This is a genomic window from Erythrobacter sp. S43, from assembly GCF_057364955.1.
Map to the genome: position 1 here is coordinate 1,068,039 of NZ_CP200285.1, position 17,930 is coordinate 1,085,968.

The following is a 17,930-nucleotide window of genomic DNA, read 5'->3' on the forward strand; positions in this document are numbered from 1 at the left end:
TGAGGGCGTCGATTGAATCCAGCCTCTAATCATGGCGGGTTAAGCAGAACCTATCAGCGGTATCCTGCCCAGTTGTCGCGCACCATTGCGATGCGTCCGCGCGCAATGATCTCATCGACTAGAGGCATTAGACGGTTAGGGCGGTTGCAGCCGATATTGACCGAGGAGAAGCGATAGCCCGATGCGTCCATCCGCTCCATTTCCAGCAGCTGGCAGTGCATGAATATCCTGCCCTCATCCTCGTCGCTCTTGTCCCATGTGCCCACTTTGAATTTGAACACACCAGTCTCTTCAACGAGCGCACGAATCTGAGTGAGCTTTTTGGTCGAAAGCCTTCGACGGATGGGGCTGATGTAATTCCAAGGCGTGCGAACGTCCCTTCTTTTGAAGCCTCCACCGACCGTTTCGATGCGCACCTTGCCGCTTATAAACTCTGTGATCGTCACGGTGCGGAAGAACATCGAATGGCCCGATGTGAAAGTAAAACGCATGACGCTGGCCGTGTTGTCAGGCAGTCCCTTCCACAAAGCGGGCAGGCTCGCTTCGCACATGCGGCTTTCAGCAAAGCCTGAATAGGAACTCGATTGCTCTACATTCTCAGGAATAATGTCACAGGTCGATGCGGCGGCAGGGGCTGACCATGCGAAGGTGCATGCCGCCATCGCAGCGCTGGCAAAGACCCGCTCTAAACCCATCCAGACAATTCCTGCCTCAACAACGTTTCCAGCATGACCATACCATTTTTGCTGGTGTTGAGACAGTCGAGCACGGCGTAATGCTCGCCGCCCGCTTCAATGAATTCGTCGCGTCCCTCGAGAGCAAGCTCTTCGAGGGTTTCGACGCAGTCTGCGGCAAAGCCAGGTGCGGCGACGACAAGGCGCTTTGTGCCCTTCTCTCCCTCGGCAATCAATGTGTCATCCGTCGCTGGCTCGAGCCATTGCGCCGGACCAAAACGCGACTGGAACGTCGTTTCAAACCGGACGCCTTCAAACTCCGGCTGCTCTGCCAAACGCTCTCGCAGCAATCGCGCGGTCTTGTGGCAATGGCAGTGATACGGATCGCCCCGCTCCAGAGTGCGCTGTGGCATCCCGTGAAAGCTGAGCAACATAGTTTCAGGTTTGAAGTCGAGCCCCTGCACTTGCCGCGTCAAGTCAGCGGCAAGGGCGTCGAGATAGGACGCGTTATCGTGATAGGGCGGGAGGAAGCGCAAGGCTGGCTGCCAGCGCATTTCGCCAAGCACGCGGGCGACCTCGTCAAACACGGTCGCGGTCGTAGCGGCGCAATATTGCGGGTAAAGCGGCGCGATCAGGATCCGATCGCATCCCTTTGATGTCAGCTTGGTCAGCTGATCCTCAATCGAAGGCTTGCCGTATCGCATCGCGTAATCGACCACGATATCGGCGCCCAATTCCTCGGCAATCGCTTCGGCTTGCCGCGAGGTGATGTCGGCAAGCGGTGAACCGCGATCGGTCCAGATTTTAGAATAGGCCTGGGCGCTTTTCTGAGGCCGCGTGTTGAGGATGATCCCGCGCAAGATCGGCTGCCACGCGATGGCAGGGATCTCGATCACGCGGCGGTCGGAAAGAAACTGCTTGAGATACTTCTTCACCGAGCCGGGATCGGGCGCATCAGGTGTTCCCAGATTGACCAGCAGAACGCCGATAGACCCGCTGTTGACCGGCGGGTGATCGTTGGGAAGATGTTGCGGTTGCCAGGTCATGCCACGAAGAACGCGTCAGAGCGCGCAAGTTTCCTGCTCTCACACATTTGGCGGAGCGAAAAGTGGCAAGTAAGACAGATCATAACCCGCCGGAAAGTAGGGGCAGTTGGCGCAGGCGCAAGCCGGTGGCGGAATAAAGCGCGTTGGCGATGGCCGGAGGTGCCACTGCAGCGCCCAGTTCTCCGGGATCGGCGGGCGGCGCTTCGCTGGGCATAAACTCAACCGCAATCTCAGGGCATTCGGCCAATGTGGGCAGGCCGAGCTGCGCATATTCGGTCGCCGTGGGCAGGCCCGCGCTGTATCGCACCGCATTGCCGAGCGCGGTTCCAATGCCAAACACCAGACCACCTTCGATCTGCTGGCGCGCGATATCCGCATTGATGATCCGCCCAATATCGACGGCGGCGCTCAGCCTGATCACGCGCACGCCGCCCTCGCCCGGTCGGGCTGTGGCCACACAGGCAATCCGCGCGCCATTGGTTGGGTCGCCGATGCGGTGGCAGGCGAGCCCCTGCCCGCTCTGGTCAACACCGCCATCCCAACCGGCAAGCTGCGCGGCGCGCTGCAAGCAAGCGGCGAGCCGGATGTCGTCGCCAAGCAGTCCCATGCGGTAGGAGAGCGGTTCACGGCCATTCTCGCTCACAATCTCGTCAATGAAGCTCTCAATGGCGAAACACGTGTAGGTGTGCGCATTGCCGCGCACCCGCCCAACCGGCAGGCTGATGTCCGCAGGCACATGGTCAACCACCACAGCAGGCAGTTTGTATGGCGGAACCGCCCCTTCGCAGGCAATGTCATCGCGCCTGCCATTTGCCTCGCGCCGCGCTGCCTCGCTGGTAAGGTCGCCAAACAGCCTGCGTCCAAACTCGATTGTTGAGGATGGCGTCGCAATCCGCACGCGCATGCCGTCGACCGCACCTCTTCCGGCTTCAGAAATCTGCGCGCTAACGATAACGCTGGCGGGGGCCCTTGGACGCGTGCGCCGCATCTCGTCGCTCCGCGGCCAGACCAGTTGCACCGGCACATCCAGCTTGCTCGCAATCAGCGCGATTTCAATGGCGTGGTCATGTTCCAGCCGCGCATCAAAACTGCCGCCTGCGGGCATGGGGAAAAGGGCAACATTCTCAACGCTTAGGCCGATCGCGCGCGCTGCGGCTTTGCGCGCCTGTTCGGGCGCCTGGCTCGCCATCCACAATTCAAGCCGTCCGTTGGCAAATCGCGCCGTGGCGGTGGCCGTCTCAACTGGCGCGGCAATCCCGGCCTCAATGTCATAGCGGCGCGCAATATCGACGCGGGTCAGCCCACCTTCGCCAAAACCGTTCTCGGCAATCTTGAAGGAGGGCCCCGAACGGACCAGCGTATCGAGCTTGCCCGCAATGTCATCACTGTCCGCCGGTGCAGCCACCTTGAATTGCGGGTCCATCAACTCCAGCGCGCGGTCTGCGCTCCACCATGTGGTGGCAACGACGGCAAGCCAGCGTTTGCTCTTCACAACAGTCTTCAGGCCAAGCACATCCTCGGCGGCTTTTCGGTCAAACCCTTCGAGGGTCGCACCATCAGCGGGGCCATGGCGGATCGCGGCATAGACCATGCCGGGCAGGCGAATATCACCCGCAAATTGGAACGTGCCGTCCACTTTGGAGGGCAAGTCAATCCGCGGAAAGCTCAGGTCGGAAGAGGACTCCCCGGGCGTGACCTCTTCGCGCGGCGGTTCGGGGCGAAGCGGCGGCGGATCCATTGGCGTGCGCTCGGCGGCGCCTGCGGCGAGCTCTCCGAATGTCGCCGAGCGTTCGCCCAGCTTCACCAGACCGCCTTCGACCTCGCATTCTTCCCATGACGCCCCCCAACGTGACGCGGCCTCTTGCGCCAACATAGCGCGCGCCGCCGCAGCCGCTGCGCGGCATGGTGTTTCATAAGCATCAAGCGACATGCCATCCGCCGTCGCGTTGAAACGCCCACGCGTCGCGAAGCGTTTGGCCATCATTTCATCGGTTGTATCGGTGAGCCCGCTCGTCGTCGGGTCCCACAAATGCTGCCAGCGCCGGGCGAGCGGCAAGTTGGGATAAGCTCCCGAAATCGCCGCTGGTTCAACCGCGATCTGACGCCAATCCGCACCCAATTCTTGCGCGATAATCTGCGGCAGGAGTGTCGTGATCCCCTGCCCCATTTCAAGCTGCGGAACGGCGACCGTGACCACGCCGTCCTCGGCAATCTTCAGCCACGCATCAAAAGCGTGCTCACCTTCAGCCGGTTCGAGCAGGTTGGGATAAGAACGCGGGAACAGCCACCACGCGACCAGCAGTCCGCCGCCTACCGCAGCGCCTGTAACCAATCCTCTGCGGGTGACTTGCATCTTCTAAGCCGCCTCTGCCTCAAGCCAATCGGACAATTGCTGAGCAATGGCCGAGTATGAAGCGGCGTTGTCATCCTCATCCAACGCAGGCGGCGTACCTGCATCGCTCTTCACACGAATATCCATGCTCAAGGGGATACGGCCAAGAAACGGAATTTCGAGCGCGCTGGCAAATTTCTCCACACCGCCCTGCCCGAACGGGTCGCTCACTTCGCCGCAATGCGGGCAGGCATAACCCGCCATATTCTCGACCAGACCGATGATCGGAATCTCGCCCTGTTCGAACAATTGTCCTGCCCGCGCCGCATCGATTAGAGCAAGGTCCTGCGGCGTCGATACCAGCACTGCGCCATCGGGCTTATGCTTCTGCATCATTGAAAGCTGAACATCGCCGGTGCCGGGCGGCAAATCGACCAACAGCAATTCAGTATCACCCCAACGCGCGTCCACCAACTGGCCAAGCGCGCTGCCCGCCATTGGACCGCGCCACGCCAAAGCTTTGCCAGGGTTGACGAGGCTGCCCATCGACAACAGCTTCAACCCATGGGGTGTGTCGATAGGGATAAGTTGCTCGTCCTCAGCCACCGGGCGGTCTTTCTCGTTTCCGAGCAGGCGCGGTTGCGAGGGGCCGTAGATATCGGCGTCGATCACGCCGACTTTGTGGCCCAGCTTGGCCAGAGCGATTGCAAGATTAGCGGTCAGCGTGGATTTGCCCACCCCGCCTTTGCCAGAACCCACAGCGATCATCCGGCGCTTGACCCGGTCCGCCATTAAAGCGACGCGCACCTCGTCCACTCCGTCGAGCGAAAGCAGCGCTTCCTCGATCCGCGATTCCAGTTCTTCCCGCGCTTTGGCACCGATATCCGACGCATCGGCGACCACAATTGCGCGATTGCCCGTCATCTTTGCAGAACGCACGCGCGTATCTATCGGCGAAGGCAAAGCGGCGCGCAGGGTCGCTTCGTCGTGCGTAGGTTGGTCGGGAGTGGTCATCGAAAAGGGCCTCTAACATCAAAATTGCCGAGGCAACTCTCTTTTTGAAACCTCACCCCCTGTTTTTCGCAGAATTGCGTACCTATAAGGAAGACATGCAAATTTTGGACGGCTTGAAACAACGATTTGGCGCGCTCGCTATGGCGGGCAAGAAAAACCCTTGGGGTGGCGGCTCGAAAGGAGGCGGCTCCGATGGTGGCGAAAGCGGCGGAGACAGCAGCGGCGGCAGTGATGGCCCGCGCAATCCGTGGCTTCCGGGCGGTGGTTCGGATGGCGAAAAGGGCGGACGCCGCTCTGCCAATGTCGAAGACCTCTTCAAACGCCGTGGCCCTGAAGGCCCGCGTCGTGGCGGCGGTGGCCCCACCTTCCGCATTCCCGAGCGCCCAGGTGGCAAAAGCTGGCTGCCAATCCTGATCGTCGGTGCGATCCTTGTCTGGATTGGGCTAACAAGCATCCACTTCATCCAGCCGCGTGAACGCGGCGTCGTGACATGGTTCGACAGTAAATACTCTGACACCATGGAGCCGGGCACCAACTTCTCATTGCCCTGGCCCTTCCAATCGGTCGATATCGAGGATGTCAGCGAGATTCGGACAGAGAGTATCGGCGATGGCGGCGAAAACCTGATCCTCACGGGTGACCAGAACCTCGTGGATCTAAGCTACATCGTGCGTTGGAATATCAAAGATCTGGTGCAGTACCGCTTCGAGCTGGCGCAACCGCAAGAGACACTGACGGAAGTGGCCGAAGCGGCTATGCGCGCAGCCATCGCCGAAACCGACCTTGATACAGTTTTGTCGGGCGCGGGACGTGAGCAGGTTGAGAGCCGCGTGCGCGGGCGAATGCAACAGATCCTCGACTACTATGACACAGGCATTGCCGTTCAAGGTGTCGAGATTGCAAAGACAGAAGCCCCCCAACAGGTCATCGAGGCATTTAACGATGTTCTCGCCGCGCGTCAGGACAGGGAGAAGCTTCTAAACGATGCCCGCCGGTTCGAGCAGCAAATTTTGGCTACGGCCCAAGGTGAAGCTGCAGAATTCAACAACATTTATGAGCAGTACAAGCTCGCGCCCGACGTGACGCGGCGCCGTCTGTATTACGAGACAATGGAGCAAGTGCTTTCGAAGACGAATAAGACGGTCGTCGGTGCTGATGGTGTAACGCCATATTTGCCGCTTAACGAAGCACAGCGGCGCACGCAGCCTGCTCAGCCCGCCCAGCAGGGAGGACAATAAGCCATGGACACTATTTGGCAGACCTACCGCGTTTGGATCATCGCCACGCTGGTTCTTGTTGCCGCGGCATTGAGTACGATCGTTATCGTCCCTGAATCGCATCAGGGCGTCAAGATCCGGACTGGTAAGCCGGTTGAGGTTATCAATCGGTTCAATCCAGAAGATCTGTATGGGCAAACCGGGGCAGGTATCTGGTACCGCATCCCGTTCGTTGAAACGATCCAATATGTTGACCGGCGCATCCTCGCGCTCGACATGGAAGGCGAAACCGTTCTTTCAAACGATCAGCAGCGTCTTGAAGTGAATGCCTATGCACGCTTCCGTATTTTCGATCCGGTCAAGTTTGTGGAGAGTGCAGGATCAGAAGATAGATTGCGCAGTCAGCTAGCGCCGATTCTGACTTCTGTCTTGAGGCAGGAGCTCGGTCGGCGGACCTTCGCCAGCCTGCTCACGCCCGAACGAGGCACGGCCATGGATAATATTCGCGAAGCGCTTGACCGGCAGGCACGTCAATATGGCGCGCAAGTTTACGACGTTCGTATCAAGCGAGCTGATCTTCCGGAAGGCACTCCTCTACAGGCAGCATTCAATCGGATGCGTTCCGATCGTGAAGAGGAAGCAGCTACGATCCGTGCCGGTGGCCGCCGCGACGCACAGATCATCCGTGCTGAAGCGCAAGCCGAAACTGCGAAGATTTATGCTGATGCTTACGGGAAGGACCCCGGATTTTATGACTTTTACCGGGCTATGCAGAGCTATCGCCAGACATTCCTCGACCAGAGTGAGAATTCCGGTGAGAGCAGCATGATCCTGTCCGAGGACAATGACTTTTTCCGTCAGTTCCGGAGCCAACCCTGATCTGACACGTTAATACTTCGCGCTACTCAAGTCGCTTTGGGCACAAGACCGACGAACGGTTGATATGCCACGGCAAGCGGCTTGGGACTGGGCGAGGCGTTCAATCACCGTTCAGCGCCATTTGGTGCATTGTGTGGCGGTAATTGACCCATGAACCGGGCCGCCACTGGCGTGGCCCGCACAGGAATAAGGAACGAGAGGACGTGAAAAACGTGCGATACGTTTATGGACTTTCCAGCGCACTTTTGGTGGGCGGTGCAGCGGTTTCGCTGATCACCGGTCAACCGGCAGGCGCACAGGTTGCGCAGAACGAGAGCACCGTGATGGACCGTGTGGTTCCGCGTGCAGGCGCTCCTGAAAGCTTCGCAGACCTGACCGAACAGCTTCAGCCTGCGGTCGTGAACATCGCGACCAAGCAGCGTGTTCAAGTCAACACGAACAACCCGTTTGCCGGCACGCCTCTGGGCGAGCTATTCAACCGTCGTCGTGGCGGAAACAACCAGCCGCAAACGCGTGAGGCGCAATCGCTGGGTTCGGGCTTCATCATTTCCGCGGACGGTTTCGTGGTGACCAACAATCACGTTGTGACGCCGAACAACCGCGCGACGCTCGAAGAAATCACCGTCACCATGCCTGACGGGACCGAATACGAAGCGGAGTTAGTCGGTGCCGATGCGCAATCCGACCTTGCCGTGCTGAAAATCAAATCGGAAAATACCTTTCCGTTTGTGAAGTTTGGCGACTCCAGTCGCACCCGCGTGGGCGAATGGGTGGTCGCCATCGGCAACCCGTTCGGTCTTGGCGGTACAGTCACCAGCGGGATTGTTTCAGCCGTATACCGGAACACCGGTCAGGGCGGCGCCTATGACCGCTACATTCAGACCGATGCTAGCATCAACCGAGGCAACTCGGGTGGGCCGCTGTTCGACATGCAGGGCAATGTGATCGGCATCAACAACGCGATCTTTTCGCCTTCGGGTGGCAGCGTCGGGATCGGCTTTGCCATTCCTGCAGATATTGCTGCACCGATTGTCGAGCAGCTCAAAGCAGGCCGCTCGATTGAGCGCGGCTTCCTAGGCGTTGGCCTTGAACCGATGACCGATGATCTGGCGGACTCGCTGGGTGTGGCACGCAATCGTGGTGAACTGATCCAGTCGGTTCAGGACGACAGCGCCGCTGCCAGAGCAGGTCTAAAGCCGGGCGACATCGTGACCAAGATCAACGGCCAGGATGTGACGTCAGAGCAGACTGTTTCTTTCCTTGTTGCCAACCTTGAGCCGGGCACTCGCGTCCCGATTGAGATTCTGCGCGATGGCAGCGAGCGTGTTTCGGTTACAGCCGTTCTGGGCAAACGCCCGACCGAGGCTGAGCTGCAAGCGCGTTCGCAAGTGTTTGATCCGGATTCCGAAGAACCGATGGAAACCGAGGAAACCGATGGGACCATCGAAGAGAAGCTTGGTCTTTCGGTGATCGAGCTGACCCCGCAAATTGCGCGTCAGCTCAGCGCCTCACCAGACACGGTTGGCGTGGTCATCAACGCAGTCGATCCGAACTCGGATGCCCGCCGCAAAGGCCTGCGTCGGGGTGATATCATCCTGTCAGCAAACTACCGTGCTGTTGGCACGATTGAGGCGCTGCGCGAGCAAGTCGACAAGGCTGCGGCGGAAGACCGCGATGCGATGCTGCTGCGAATTCTACGCCGCGGACAGCCGCCCCGGCTCTTGCCGGTACGCCTGCGCTAAGTCGGCAAACCAATCAGAAATCCAAAGGGCGTCGGAATTGATCCGGCGCCCTTTTCTTATGACCTCAACACGAATGGCTCTGAGGGTCTAAGGGAATAAGCCGTCAGCGTTCTCTACCTGTGTCTGCTCACGCGGTGGAACCGGCACAGGCTGTTCCCGGCGCGGTGGAGGCGGCGGAGTTGGCCGATTGTCACCATTCGGACGCGAGATCTGATGAAGACCCTCCGAGCGCTTCATCGAGAAAATCTTCGCTGACTGCAGGCGGCGCATCATTACCTTCCGGCCGCTGTGGATCGATGTTCTCAATCCCCTCCGGATCGCGCAGCCCCGGCTCGATCAGATTGCCGTTCTCATCGATGAAGAAGTAATCGTCCGGATCGCCGAACATCATCTCTTCATCCGGCTCCAACTGCCATTCGGGCCGGTCCGCTTTGAAATCGAAATCTTCTTTCGGACGATCTTTCACCGCGTATCGCATATAGGCAGAGAACGCGCGGGCGGGCGCGCGTCCGCCCTGCAATCCGGGCACACGTTTGTTGTCATCGCGCCCCATCCACACACCGGTGGTGATGCCGGAAGAGAAGCCGACGAAGTATCCGTCTTTGTTAGAGCTGGTCGTACCGGTCTTGCCTGCGACCGGACGCCCGATCTGGGCCGCCTTCCCGGTTCCGGTCTGAACCGCCGCAACCAGCAAATCGGTCACATCGGCGGCCACATAATCTGGAACCAACGTCGTTTCCCGCGCCTTCTCATGGCGGTAGAGTTCTTCGCCGCTTGCGGTCACTACTCTGGTGATCCCGTATGGCTCAATCGATTTGCCCTTGGCCGATACGGCGGCAAATGCGCGGGTCATATCGATCAGCCGCACTTCCGAAGTGCCGAGCACCATGGACGGGAAGTTCTGAACCGGTGTGGTGATCCCGAATTTGCGGGCTGTTGACGCGACAGTGCCAAAGCCCACTTCATTACCAAGCTGAGCAGCAACTGTGTTGATCGAATAGGCGAAGGCCGTGCGCAGATTGGTCTCGCCAATGTTGCGGCCATTGGCATTGCGCGGTGACCAATTGCCAATCTTGACCGGTGCATCGACGACATCGGATTCGGGCCGATATCCGGACTCAAGCGCGGCGAGGTACACAAATAACTTCCATGAAGAGCCGGGCTGGCGAAGCGCATTGGTTGCGCGATTGTAATTGGACTTCACGTAATCCGTACCACCGACCAGTGCGAGCACAGCTCCGTCACGGTCCATGCTGACCAAGGCACCCTGTGCGCCATTGGGGGTGTTGGACGCGATTGACGTCGTGGCTGCTCGCTGCATCCCGACATCCAATGTCGTCCAAACTTCAATCGGTTCGATGGTTTCGGGCAGCAGCACATCAAGCTGTGGCAAAGCCCAGTCGGTGAAATACCGAGCGGAGTTCTGCCCGCTCTGCTCTTTCAACTTCACGGAGTCCACATCGACCGATGCTTGCTCCGCCGTGATGAAGCCCTGTTCGCGCATCAAGCGCAGCACGACCTGCGCACGGTCAACAGCGGCCTGCACATCGGCGGTGGGAGAATAGCGGCTCGGCGCTTTTACCAGTCCGGCAATGATAGAAGCTTCAGCGACACTGAGCTCGGTTGCAGGGTGGCTGAAGAAATTGCGGCTGGCGCTGTCGATCCCGTAGGATCCGCCGCCGAAATACACCTTGTTGAGATACAGCTCGAGTATCTCTTCTTTGGTGAACTTCCATTCAAGCGCCATAGCCAGCACCGCCTCGCGCGCTTTGCGGTCGATTGTGCGATTGTTGTTGAGGAAGACGTTGCGCGCCAATTGCTGTGAAATCGTCGATGTGCCGCCAACGCGGGACCGCGCTCCGGTCACGCCTTCGACCATCGCGCCGACGAGCCGGATCGGATCAACACCAAAGTGATCGTAGAAACGCTTGTCCTCAACCGCGATCATGGCGTTTTTCATGTTGTCGGGAATGTCATCATGGTCGAGCCATTCGCCGAAGCTTGGGCCAAGATTGACGATCTCGCTACCGTCACGCGCACGGACCAGAATAGTCTGCGCGTTTTGGGTCGCTTTCAGGTCCTGAAAAGTCGGAATGGACTGCGCCGCAAAGCCAACCGCGAAACCCAAAAAGACCAGAGCGAGCAGCGCCAACGCCGTGCCGCCGATCATCAGCCGTTTGGTCCAGCGCCACCACCACTTGTCCGGCTTCTTCTCGCCGCCGCGCTTCACGCGTTTCTTGGAAGAGCCCGAGCCGCTGCCACCGCGCTTGGACGCGTTGCGCTCCGCAGCAGCCTTCCGGCTGCCACGCTCGCCCTTTTTCTGAAGACGATCACCGCGTTTCGACATGTGCGATCAATTGGCCCACTGCATCATTCCACCCAGCCAGTGCTGTGCATAGGCAAGTTCTAACCCTGCGTGAACACAGGAAGCTGGGTTGTCCGGAACCGTGTGAAGCAATCCGTGGTTTCCCTCAATCCTCCGGCACAAACTCGAGCGCGCCTGAATTGATGCAATAACGCAAGCCACCCTCTTCGGGCGGTCCATCAGGGAAGACATGGCCCAAGTGTCCGCCGCATTTGCCGCAGGTGACTTCGGTGCGGATCATGCCGTGCGACGTGTCACGATGTTCGTCGATCGTGCCATCATCCGCAGGCTTGGTGAAAGCCGGCCAGCCGCAGCCGCTGTTGTACTTGGCGGCGCTGATAAACAGCCGCGTACCGCAGCCCGCGCACATATATTCGCCGTTTTCATAGAACTTGTCGTACTCGCCGGTGAAGGCGCGTTCCGTCCCGGCCTCGCGCAGGATGTGAAACTGCTCGGCGCTCAGGCGCTCACGCCATTCGGCTTCGGTCAGCGATTTGGGATCATCGGTCATGGAGCAACCTCGCTTTCAAGGCGTTATATCGGGTTGGACCGAGTGATCTGCAACCTTCTTACCCGTCCACCTGCGCATAGTGCGCGGGCGGTTTGATCACGTCCATCCGCTCCGACAAAAGTGGCCGGAAACTGGGACGGCTCTTAAACACAGAGTACCAGCCGCGCGTCTGTTCGTGCCCGGTCCAATCGATCCCGCCGAGATAATCCGCAACACTGATTTGCGCAGCCGCTGCGAGGTCAGCCATGCTCATGGTGCTGCCCGCCAACCAAGGTCGGTTGTCGATCAGCCAATCCATATAATCGAGGTGCCCGTGCGCCATCTTCATCGCTTGGCGCAGGATTTTGCTGTCAGGCGGCTGGCGCAAAATGATGCGCTTCTTCATCCGCTCGGACAACAACGGGGCTGTGACATCGGCGTAGAAATTCTCGTCAAACAGCGCAGTCAACCGGCGAATTTCCGCGCGGCCTGTCGCCGTGCCGTTGATCATAGGTGAGCGATCAACGGTTTCCTCGAAATACTCGCCAATCGCGCGGCTATCAGCGATCACGATCTCTTTTTCCGCATGCACCAGAACCGGCGTGCGACCCGCCGGGTTCAGGTTGAAAAACATATCCGATGCCGCCCACGGATCTTCGCGCACGAGATCATAGGCGATGTTCTTCTCGCTCATCAGCAAGCGAACCTTGCGGCTGAACGGACAAAGAGGGAATTGATAGAGTTGCCACATAGCGGCTTATCATTTGCCTTATTGCGGGGGCCGAATCCAGCGGGAGCGGGCAGTTATGCGGTCAATTGTGCGCTTTATTGTGCGCAAACGGTGGCCTAAAGCCCGGCGGCCTTCTTCATCATCATGCATGGCTGTTTCAGCTGATTGACGACAACGAACTCGTCCGCCGCCAACCTGTTGATCTCGTTTGAAACGATCGTGGAAAGCTGCTCGCGGTTAAGATTGCGATCTTCCATCAGTTTGGCCATCGCGCGCACGAAGAACTCTTTGCCGTTGGTCTTTTCGATATTGGGCCATTCCTTGGCCCGTGGATCACCCACCTTTTGCGCGCCGTCGACGAAGGCGAACACGATCCCGCATCGCGGAGCCGCAGCCTCTTCAACCGGAAGCTGAGACAGATCGGTGAATACGACCGGTGGAGGCGCGGGTTTGGCACCTTGTATTGCAAGAGCCAAAGCGGCGGCGGTGATGAAAAATGACATACAGGCTCTTTAGCCGCTCCGGATGAACCTTGCACGACAAGTGTTGTCGCAGCGAGATCGGCACCCTAGGTAAGCCCCAACTCAAAGAGAGGAGTCCCACACAATGCTCAATCATATCATGATCGGTTCGAACGATATCGAACGATCCAAGAAGTTCTACAACGCCGTTCTGGGCGTGCTCGGAGCAGGCGAGCCGTTCGCGCACGTCAATGACACTGGTCAGACGCGTCTATTCTACAATCACAATGGCGACACCTTTTCGATCAGTGAGCCAATCAATGGTGAATCAGCCAACACCGCCAATGGCTTCACCATCGGCTTCAAATGCGACTCAATGGAGCAGATTCAGGAGCTTCACGATGTCGCCGTCGCCAATGGTGGCACCAGCATCGAAGACCCTCCCGGCCCGCGCGAAGGCAGCATGGGTGTGATGAACCTGTGCTACTTCACTGATCCGGACGGCCACAAAATCTGTGGCATCCACCGGCCAAGCTGATCGCTCAACGCGACAACTGAAACACAGCGAATTCGGCGCGCCAGTTTGATCCTGGTGCGCCGATTTCTTTTTCGTCCGCCAAAAACCAGCAATCTTCGATCGTCGCGCCTTTGGCTTTCACCAGCTCGCGAAAATCCTGAATGGTCACGTGGTGGATGTTTTCGGTTTCGTACCAGCTGACCGGAAGCGCGCGTGTGATCGGCATCCGCCCACCAAACAACAGCGCCGAGCGCGTGCGCCAATGCGCGAAATTCGGGAACGAAACGAAGGCCCGTTGCCCCACGCGCAGTAGTTCATCCAGCATCAGATCTGGCCGGTTTGAAGTTTGCAGAGTCTGACTCAGAACTGTGTAGTCAAACGCCCTATCCGGATAGTCAGCCAGATCATGGTTGGCGTCTCCCTGAACCACTGAAAGTCCGCGCGCCACGCAGCGCTCCACTTTGGCCGGGTTGAGCTCCAACCCGCGTGCATCGACCTGCTTCTTCGCTTCAAGCTCAGCCAAAAGCGCGCCGTCACCGCACCCGATATCGAGCACGCGCGCGCCCGCATCAATATGCCGCGCAATAATCGCAAGATCGGGACGCAACTCGCTCATTGCACAAATCCCTTCACCACACGGTCCAACTGGTCGTGCTCAAGCAAGAAGCTGTCATGCCCATGGGGCGCGGACAGCTCGACGAAGCTGACCTTTGCACCCGCGGCATTCAAAGCATGGACGATGTGGCGACTTTCCGAGGTGGGGTAGAGCCAATCGGTGTCGAAGCTCACGAGGCAGAAGCGCGCGTCGGTTCCGGCAAAAGCATCGGCCAGTTTGCCGCCATGCTCTTCGGCGAGATCGAAGTAATCCATCGCGCGAGTGATGTAGAGGTAGCTGTTCGCATCAAACCGCTGCGTGAACCCGCTGCCTTGATACCGCAGATAGCTTTCCACCTGAAAATCGGCATCAAAGCCAAAGCTCTTTTCGTCTCGGTTCTGCAGCCTGCGCCCGAACTTTTCGGTCAGACCTTCTTCGGACAAATAGGTGATGTGCGCTGCCATGCGCGCCACGGCGAGGCCGTTAGCGGGCGAAGCATCGGTGGCATAGTAGTCACCCTCTCCCCATGCCGGATCGGCCATAATCGCTTGCCGCCCGACTTCGTGAAAGGCGATGTTCTGGGCTGAATGCCGCGCAGTGGATGCAATGACGAGGACGCGTTCGGCACGCTCTGGCCAGTTCGCCGCAAGGCTCAGCGTTTGCATCCCGCCCATCGACCCGCCGACGACCGCATGCAGCCGCCCGATCTCCAACCCGTCGAGCAAAGCCACCAGCCCACGCACCATATCGCGCACTGTGATAACCGGGAAACGCATCGCATAAGGCTTGCCATCAGGCGCATCGCTGGCCGGACCGGTTGAGCCCATGCAACTGCCAATGACATTGGCGCAGATAACGTGGTACCGGTCTGTGTCGATCGGCTTGCCGGGGCCAACCATACGCACCCACCAACCCGGCTTACCAGTCACCGGATGGTCGCTGGCGACATATTGATCGCCAGTCAGAGCGTGACAAATCAGGATCGCGTTCGACTTGTCTGCATTGAGCTCGCCATAGGTCTCATATGCAATCTGCGCGCCCGTCAGCACTTGCCCGCTGTCGAGCGGCAGGTCATGCGGAATCGCATAGCTTTTCGAGGCGGCGGCGGCATTCATACCCCGCGCGAATTGGGGGAGCGGCCGTCAAGTGTCAATTGCACTGTTACTCGGCAAGCAAAGCCGTTATCGCGCGCGGTGCAATGACATCGAAACCCGAACCCAAACCCTGGATCCTCGGCATCCACGCCTACAAGCCTGGCAAATCGACCGCGAGCGATGGCCGCGCTTTGGTAAAGCTGTCGGCGAACGAGAACCCGTTGGGCACGTCTAACGCAGCTTTGGCGGTGATTGCCGAGGCGCGCGAAGAAGCGGCGACCTATCCCGATCCCGGCGCAAATGCATTGCGCGCGGACATCGCGGCGCTGCACGGATTGGATGCGGACAAGATCGTGTGCGGTACGGGTTCAGACGAATTGCTCAATCTCGCGGCGCAGGGCTTCGCCGGACCGGGCGATGAAGTGTTGTTCAGCCGTCACTCTTTCGCCGTCTACGACATTGCCGCGCGGCGCTGTGGAGCGACGCCCGTCGAGGCGGATGACACTGATTTCACCGCCGATGTCGACGCGCTTCTTGGCGCGGTGACCGAGCGGACGCGCGTGGTCTTTCTCGCCAATCCGAACAACCCGACCGGTACATGGATCACACCGTCGGAGGTCGAGCGTCTGCATGCGGGTCTGCGCGATGATATCCTGTTGGTGATCGACGAAGCCTACGCCGAATATTGCGATCCGGCGGTCCAACGGGTCGGCTTTGATCTGGCGGCTGAACATGAAAATGTGCTTGTCACCCGCACATTCTCCAAGATCTATGGCCTTGCCGCCGAACGGATAGGCTGGGCGACAGGTGCTCCGGGGTTGATCGATGTGCTCAACCGCATTCGAGGGCCCTTCAATGTGACTGTGAGCGGCCAAAAGGCCGCCTGCGCCGCATTAGGCGATCAGGCTTTTGTCGAGGCGAGCCGCGATCACAACGCGAAGGAACGCGCGCGGTTTGCCGACGTGATCGGATCACTGGGCAATCACGGCCTGTCCGCCGTGCCGAGCGAAGCCAACTTTTTGCTGGTAGAATTCAAAGGCGATGTGAGCGCAGAGAATGCGCTCGCCGCATTGGCCGAGGCCGGTTATGCGGTGCGGCAAATCTCCGAGCCGGGACTGAAGCACGCGCTGCGCATCACCATCGGCAAGACCGAAGATATGGACCGCGTGATAGCGACCTTGCGCGAACTGTGCGGAGAAGCAGGATGACCATCCGCAAAGTCGCGATTATCGGGCTGGGCCTGCTGGGCGGTTCGATTGGTCTTGCCGTGCGCGAGCGGGCGCCAAATATCACCACAACGGGATTTGATGCCAATCCGCATGTGCGCGCGACGGCGCAGGATCGCGGTTTGGTGGACACCGTGTGCGAAAGCCCCGCCGAAGCGGTGACGGACGCCGATCTTGTGATCCTTTGCGTGCCCGTAGGTGCGATGGAAGATGCCGCGCTCTCGATTGCTGATTCTGTGCCCGAAACCGCGATTATCAGCGATGTCGGTTCATCCAAGACGGGCCTTGCCGAAGTGCTGGGCAAGGCGCTTCCTGGGCGCAGGATAATCCCTGCTCACCCCGTCGCAGGCACCGAGCAGAGTGGGCCCAAAGCGGGTTTTGCCAGCCTGTTCGCAAATCGCTGGTGCATCCTGACGCCGCCCGAAGACGCTTCGCAAGAAGCGCTTGATGCGTTGTCCGCGTTCTGGACCGCATTGGGTGCGCGGATCGAGATTATGGATGCCGAGCACCACGACCTCGTTCTCGCGGTCACCAGCCACATCCCTCACCTTATCGCCTTCACCATCGTCGGCACTGCGAGCGATCTTGAGGATGTGACCCGGAGCGAGGTGATCAAGTATTCCGCTGGTGGTTTCCGGGATTTCACGCGTATCGCCGCGTCCGATCCGGTAATGTGGCGCGATGTCTTCCTCTCGAACAAGGCCGCTGTGCTGGAAATGCTGGGGCGCTTCACCGAAGATCTGACTGCACTGCAACGCGCGATTCGGTCGGGCGACGGGGATGCTTTGCACGACCTGTTCAGCCGAACCCGCGCGATCCGTCGCTCGATCATCGAAGAAGGCCAAGACGACGCCGCGCCGGACTTTGGCCGGGATCACTAGTTCAAAGCATTGATCGCCTTGTGCACCCGTGCTTCCATCTCTTCGCGCGGAAGACCAGCGGGGATCTTCTCACCGACCTTATACCTAATCGTGCCGCTTTGCTTAGCCCAGCGATGATAGGTCGGGCCGCTGTCTACCGCGACCGGAACAACCGGCAGTTTCAGAAGCTTGTACAGACCTGCGAAGCCGGAGCGAAGCGCGGGCGTAGCCCCATGAACCGCGCGGGTCCCTTCCGGGAAAATCACCAATGGGCGCCCTTCAGCCACGCGCTCCTTTGCCTCCGCAATCATGGCGCGCAGCGCCGTCGCGCCTTGATCACGGGCGACTGGAACTAGGCCATAGATTGACGCCGACAGCCCCCATCCCGGGATGAGAAACAGCTCGCGCTTGGCGAAGACTGCGGGGAATTCGAACATGCGCGGCATGTCGATCGCTTCGAAATAACTCTCATGCTTGATCGCCACCAGAATGGGCTCGTCAGGGATGCTGCCTTCGACCACGATTGTGATGCCGAGCAGGTACCGCACGCACCAGCGGTGCCAAGACCCCCATGCCCGAACCACGGCACGCAATGCTTCGCGTCCAAACGGAATGACCAGCACCGACAGGATCGTCAGCACCGTGCTCACGCCGTAAAAGAGGACGTAAAAGAGAAGGCTTCGGAGCA

At 59.3% G+C, this 17,930-nt stretch carries 17 protein-coding genes; 6 read left to right on the forward strand and 11 right to left on the reverse strand.

Going from position 1 to position 17,930, the window contains the following annotated elements:
• Nucleotides 1-53: 53 nt before the first annotated feature.
• The 4 genes from AC0V6K_RS05145 to AC0V6K_RS05160 all read right to left on the reverse strand — a co-directional run bounded on the left by AC0V6K_RS05145 (nucleotide 54) and on the right by AC0V6K_RS05160 (nucleotide 5,066).
• Nucleotides 54-695, reverse strand: coding sequence for a hypothetical protein (locus tag AC0V6K_RS05145; RefSeq protein ID WP_472625327.1), 642 nt, complete (start codon nucleotides 693-695; stop codon nucleotides 54-56).
• Complete coding sequence (gene hemH / locus AC0V6K_RS05150; RefSeq protein WP_472625328.1) at nucleotides 686-1,720, reverse strand: ferrochelatase; 1,035 nt, start codon at nucleotides 1,718-1,720, stop codon at nucleotides 686-688. The genes AC0V6K_RS05145 and hemH overlap by 10 nt, the downstream gene beginning before the upstream one ends.
• 79 nt (nucleotides 1,721-1,799) lie before the next feature.
• Nucleotides 1,800-4,073, reverse strand: a complete 2,274-nt coding sequence (locus AC0V6K_RS05155) for a xanthine dehydrogenase family protein molybdopterin-binding subunit (protein WP_472625329.1) — start codon at nucleotides 4,071-4,073, stop codon at nucleotides 1,800-1,802.
• 3 nt (nucleotides 4,074-4,076) lie between these two features.
• Nucleotides 4,077-5,066 carry an Mrp/NBP35 family ATP-binding protein gene (locus AC0V6K_RS05160; RefSeq protein WP_472625330.1) on the reverse strand — a complete coding sequence of 330 codons (990 nt, stop codon included), beginning with the start codon at nucleotides 5,064-5,066 and terminating at the stop codon, nucleotides 4,077-4,079.
• Between the two features lie 113 nt (nucleotides 5,067-5,179).
• Between AC0V6K_RS05160 and hflK the strand changes: the two genes are divergently transcribed.
• The 3 genes from hflK to AC0V6K_RS05175 all read left to right on the forward strand — a co-directional run bounded on the left by hflK (nucleotide 5,180) and on the right by AC0V6K_RS05175 (nucleotide 8,904).
• On the forward strand, nucleotides 5,180-6,304 hold the full coding sequence (gene hflK / locus AC0V6K_RS05165) for a protease modulator HflK (protein WP_472625331.1): 1,125 nt from the start codon (nucleotides 5,180-5,182) through the stop codon (nucleotides 6,302-6,304).
• A gap of 3 nt (nucleotides 6,305-6,307) precedes the next feature.
• On the forward strand, nucleotides 6,308-7,162 hold the full coding sequence (hflC, locus tag AC0V6K_RS05170; protein ID WP_472625332.1) for a protease modulator HflC: 855 nt from the start codon (nucleotides 6,308-6,310) through the stop codon (nucleotides 7,160-7,162).
• A 203-nt stretch (nucleotides 7,163-7,365) separates the two neighbouring features.
• Nucleotides 7,366-8,904: a Do family serine endopeptidase gene (locus AC0V6K_RS05175; RefSeq protein WP_472625333.1), complete on the forward strand. Its 1,539-nt coding sequence runs from the start codon at nucleotides 7,366-7,368 to the stop codon at nucleotides 8,902-8,904.
• A 190-nt stretch (nucleotides 8,905-9,094) separates the two neighbouring features.
• Here the strand turns inward: AC0V6K_RS05175 and AC0V6K_RS05180 are convergent, their stop codons facing one another.
• From AC0V6K_RS05180 to AC0V6K_RS05195, 4 genes are all read right to left on the reverse strand, one after another.
• Nucleotides 9,095-11,251, reverse strand: a complete 2,157-nt coding sequence (locus tag AC0V6K_RS05180) for a transglycosylase domain-containing protein (protein WP_472625334.1) — start codon at nucleotides 11,249-11,251, stop codon at nucleotides 9,095-9,097.
• A 124-nt stretch (nucleotides 11,252-11,375) separates the two neighbouring features.
• Nucleotides 11,376-11,780, reverse strand: a complete 405-nt coding sequence (gene msrB / locus AC0V6K_RS05185) for a peptide-methionine (R)-S-oxide reductase MsrB (RefSeq protein ID WP_472625335.1) — start codon at nucleotides 11,778-11,780, stop codon at nucleotides 11,376-11,378.
• Nucleotides 11,781-11,838: 58 nt separating this feature from the next.
• A complete protein-coding gene (locus tag AC0V6K_RS05190) occupies nucleotides 11,839-12,510 on the reverse strand; it encodes a glutathione S-transferase family protein (RefSeq protein WP_472625336.1) in 672 nt (223 codons plus the stop codon).
• 95 nt (nucleotides 12,511-12,605) lie between these two features.
• A complete protein-coding gene (locus AC0V6K_RS05195; RefSeq protein WP_472625337.1) occupies nucleotides 12,606-12,992 on the reverse strand; it encodes a hypothetical protein in 387 nt (128 codons plus the stop codon).
• Between the two features lie 103 nt (nucleotides 12,993-13,095).
• On the opposite strand from AC0V6K_RS05195, the gene AC0V6K_RS05200 reads away from it, so the two are divergent.
• Entirely contained in the window at nucleotides 13,096-13,488 is a 393-nt protein-coding gene (locus AC0V6K_RS05200) for a VOC family protein (protein ID WP_472625338.1), read from the forward strand.
• Nucleotides 13,489-13,492: 4 nt separating this feature from the next.
• On the opposite strand, the gene metW is transcribed toward AC0V6K_RS05200, so the two are convergent.
• Nucleotides 13,493-14,083, reverse strand: coding sequence for a methionine biosynthesis protein MetW (metW, locus tag AC0V6K_RS05205; RefSeq protein WP_472625339.1), 591 nt, complete (start codon nucleotides 14,081-14,083; stop codon nucleotides 13,493-13,495).
• On the reverse strand, nucleotides 14,080-15,177 hold the full coding sequence (gene metX / locus AC0V6K_RS05210; protein ID WP_472625340.1) for a homoserine O-acetyltransferase MetX: 1,098 nt from the start codon (nucleotides 15,175-15,177) through the stop codon (nucleotides 14,080-14,082). The genes metW and metX overlap by 4 nt, the downstream gene beginning before the upstream one ends.
• Nucleotides 15,178-15,260: 83 nt before the next feature.
• Here metX and hisC point away from each other — a divergent pair, with 83 nt between their 5' ends.
• Together hisC and AC0V6K_RS05220 are read left to right on the forward strand one after the other, a co-directional pair.
• The gene (hisC, locus tag AC0V6K_RS05215; protein WP_472625341.1) at nucleotides 15,261-16,364 is read left to right on the forward strand and encodes a histidinol-phosphate transaminase; all 1,104 of its coding nucleotides are present in this window, start codon (nucleotides 15,261-15,263) and stop codon (nucleotides 16,362-16,364) included.
• Complete coding sequence (locus tag AC0V6K_RS05220) at nucleotides 16,361-17,263, forward strand: prephenate/arogenate dehydrogenase family protein (RefSeq protein ID WP_472625342.1); 903 nt, start codon at nucleotides 16,361-16,363, stop codon at nucleotides 17,261-17,263. Before hisC ends, AC0V6K_RS05220 begins: the two co-directional genes overlap by 4 nt.
• On the opposite strand, the gene AC0V6K_RS05225 is transcribed toward AC0V6K_RS05220, so the two are convergent.
• Complete coding sequence (locus tag AC0V6K_RS05225) at nucleotides 17,260-17,892, reverse strand: lysophospholipid acyltransferase family protein (RefSeq protein ID WP_486172573.1); 633 nt, start codon at nucleotides 17,890-17,892, stop codon at nucleotides 17,260-17,262. The two genes, AC0V6K_RS05220 and AC0V6K_RS05225, sit on opposite strands and share 4 nt — an antisense overlap.
• Nucleotides 17,893-17,930 lie beyond the last annotated feature (38 nt).

Excerpts from the sequence above, each read along its gene's own strand:
- AC0V6K_RS05145 (WP_472625327.1), bottom strand. The coding sequence starts at position 695 with ATGGGTTTAGAGCGGGTCTTTGCCAGCGCTGCGATGGCGGCATGCACC.
- hemH (WP_472625328.1), bottom strand. The coding sequence starts at position 1,720 with ATGACCTGGCAACCGCAACATCTTCCCAACGATCACCCGCCGGTCAAC.
- AC0V6K_RS05155 (WP_472625329.1), bottom strand. The coding sequence starts at position 4,073 with ATGCAAGTCACCCGCAGAGGATTGGTTACAGGCGCTGCGGTAGGCGGC.
- AC0V6K_RS05160 (WP_472625330.1), bottom strand. The coding sequence starts at position 5,066 with ATGACCACTCCCGACCAACCTACGCACGACGAAGCGACCCTGCGCGCC.
- hflC (WP_472625332.1), top strand. The coding sequence starts at position 6,308 with ATGGACACTATTTGGCAGACCTACCGCGTTTGGATCATCGCCACGCTG.
- AC0V6K_RS05180 (WP_472625334.1), bottom strand. The coding sequence starts at position 11,251 with ATGTCGAAACGCGGTGATCGTCTTCAGAAAAAGGGCGAGCGTGGCAGC.
- msrB (WP_472625335.1), bottom strand. The coding sequence starts at position 11,780 with ATGACCGATGATCCCAAATCGCTGACCGAAGCCGAATGGCGTGAGCGC.
- AC0V6K_RS05190 (WP_472625336.1), bottom strand. The coding sequence starts at position 12,510 with ATGTGGCAACTCTATCAATTCCCTCTTTGTCCGTTCAGCCGCAAGGTT.
- AC0V6K_RS05195 (WP_472625337.1), bottom strand. The coding sequence starts at position 12,992 with ATGTCATTTTTCATCACCGCCGCCGCTTTGGCTCTTGCAATACAAGGT.
- AC0V6K_RS05200 (WP_472625338.1), top strand. The coding sequence starts at position 13,096 with ATGCTCAATCATATCATGATCGGTTCGAACGATATCGAACGATCCAAG.
- metW (WP_472625339.1), bottom strand. The coding sequence starts at position 14,083 with ATGAGCGAGTTGCGTCCCGATCTTGCGATTATTGCGCGGCATATTGAT.
- metX (WP_472625340.1), bottom strand. The coding sequence starts at position 15,177 with ATGAATGCCGCCGCCGCCTCGAAAAGCTATGCGATTCCGCATGACCTG.
- hisC (WP_472625341.1), top strand. The coding sequence starts at position 15,261 with ATGACATCGAAACCCGAACCCAAACCCTGGATCCTCGGCATCCACGCC.
- AC0V6K_RS05220 (WP_472625342.1), top strand. The coding sequence starts at position 16,361 with ATGACCATCCGCAAAGTCGCGATTATCGGGCTGGGCCTGCTGGGCGGT.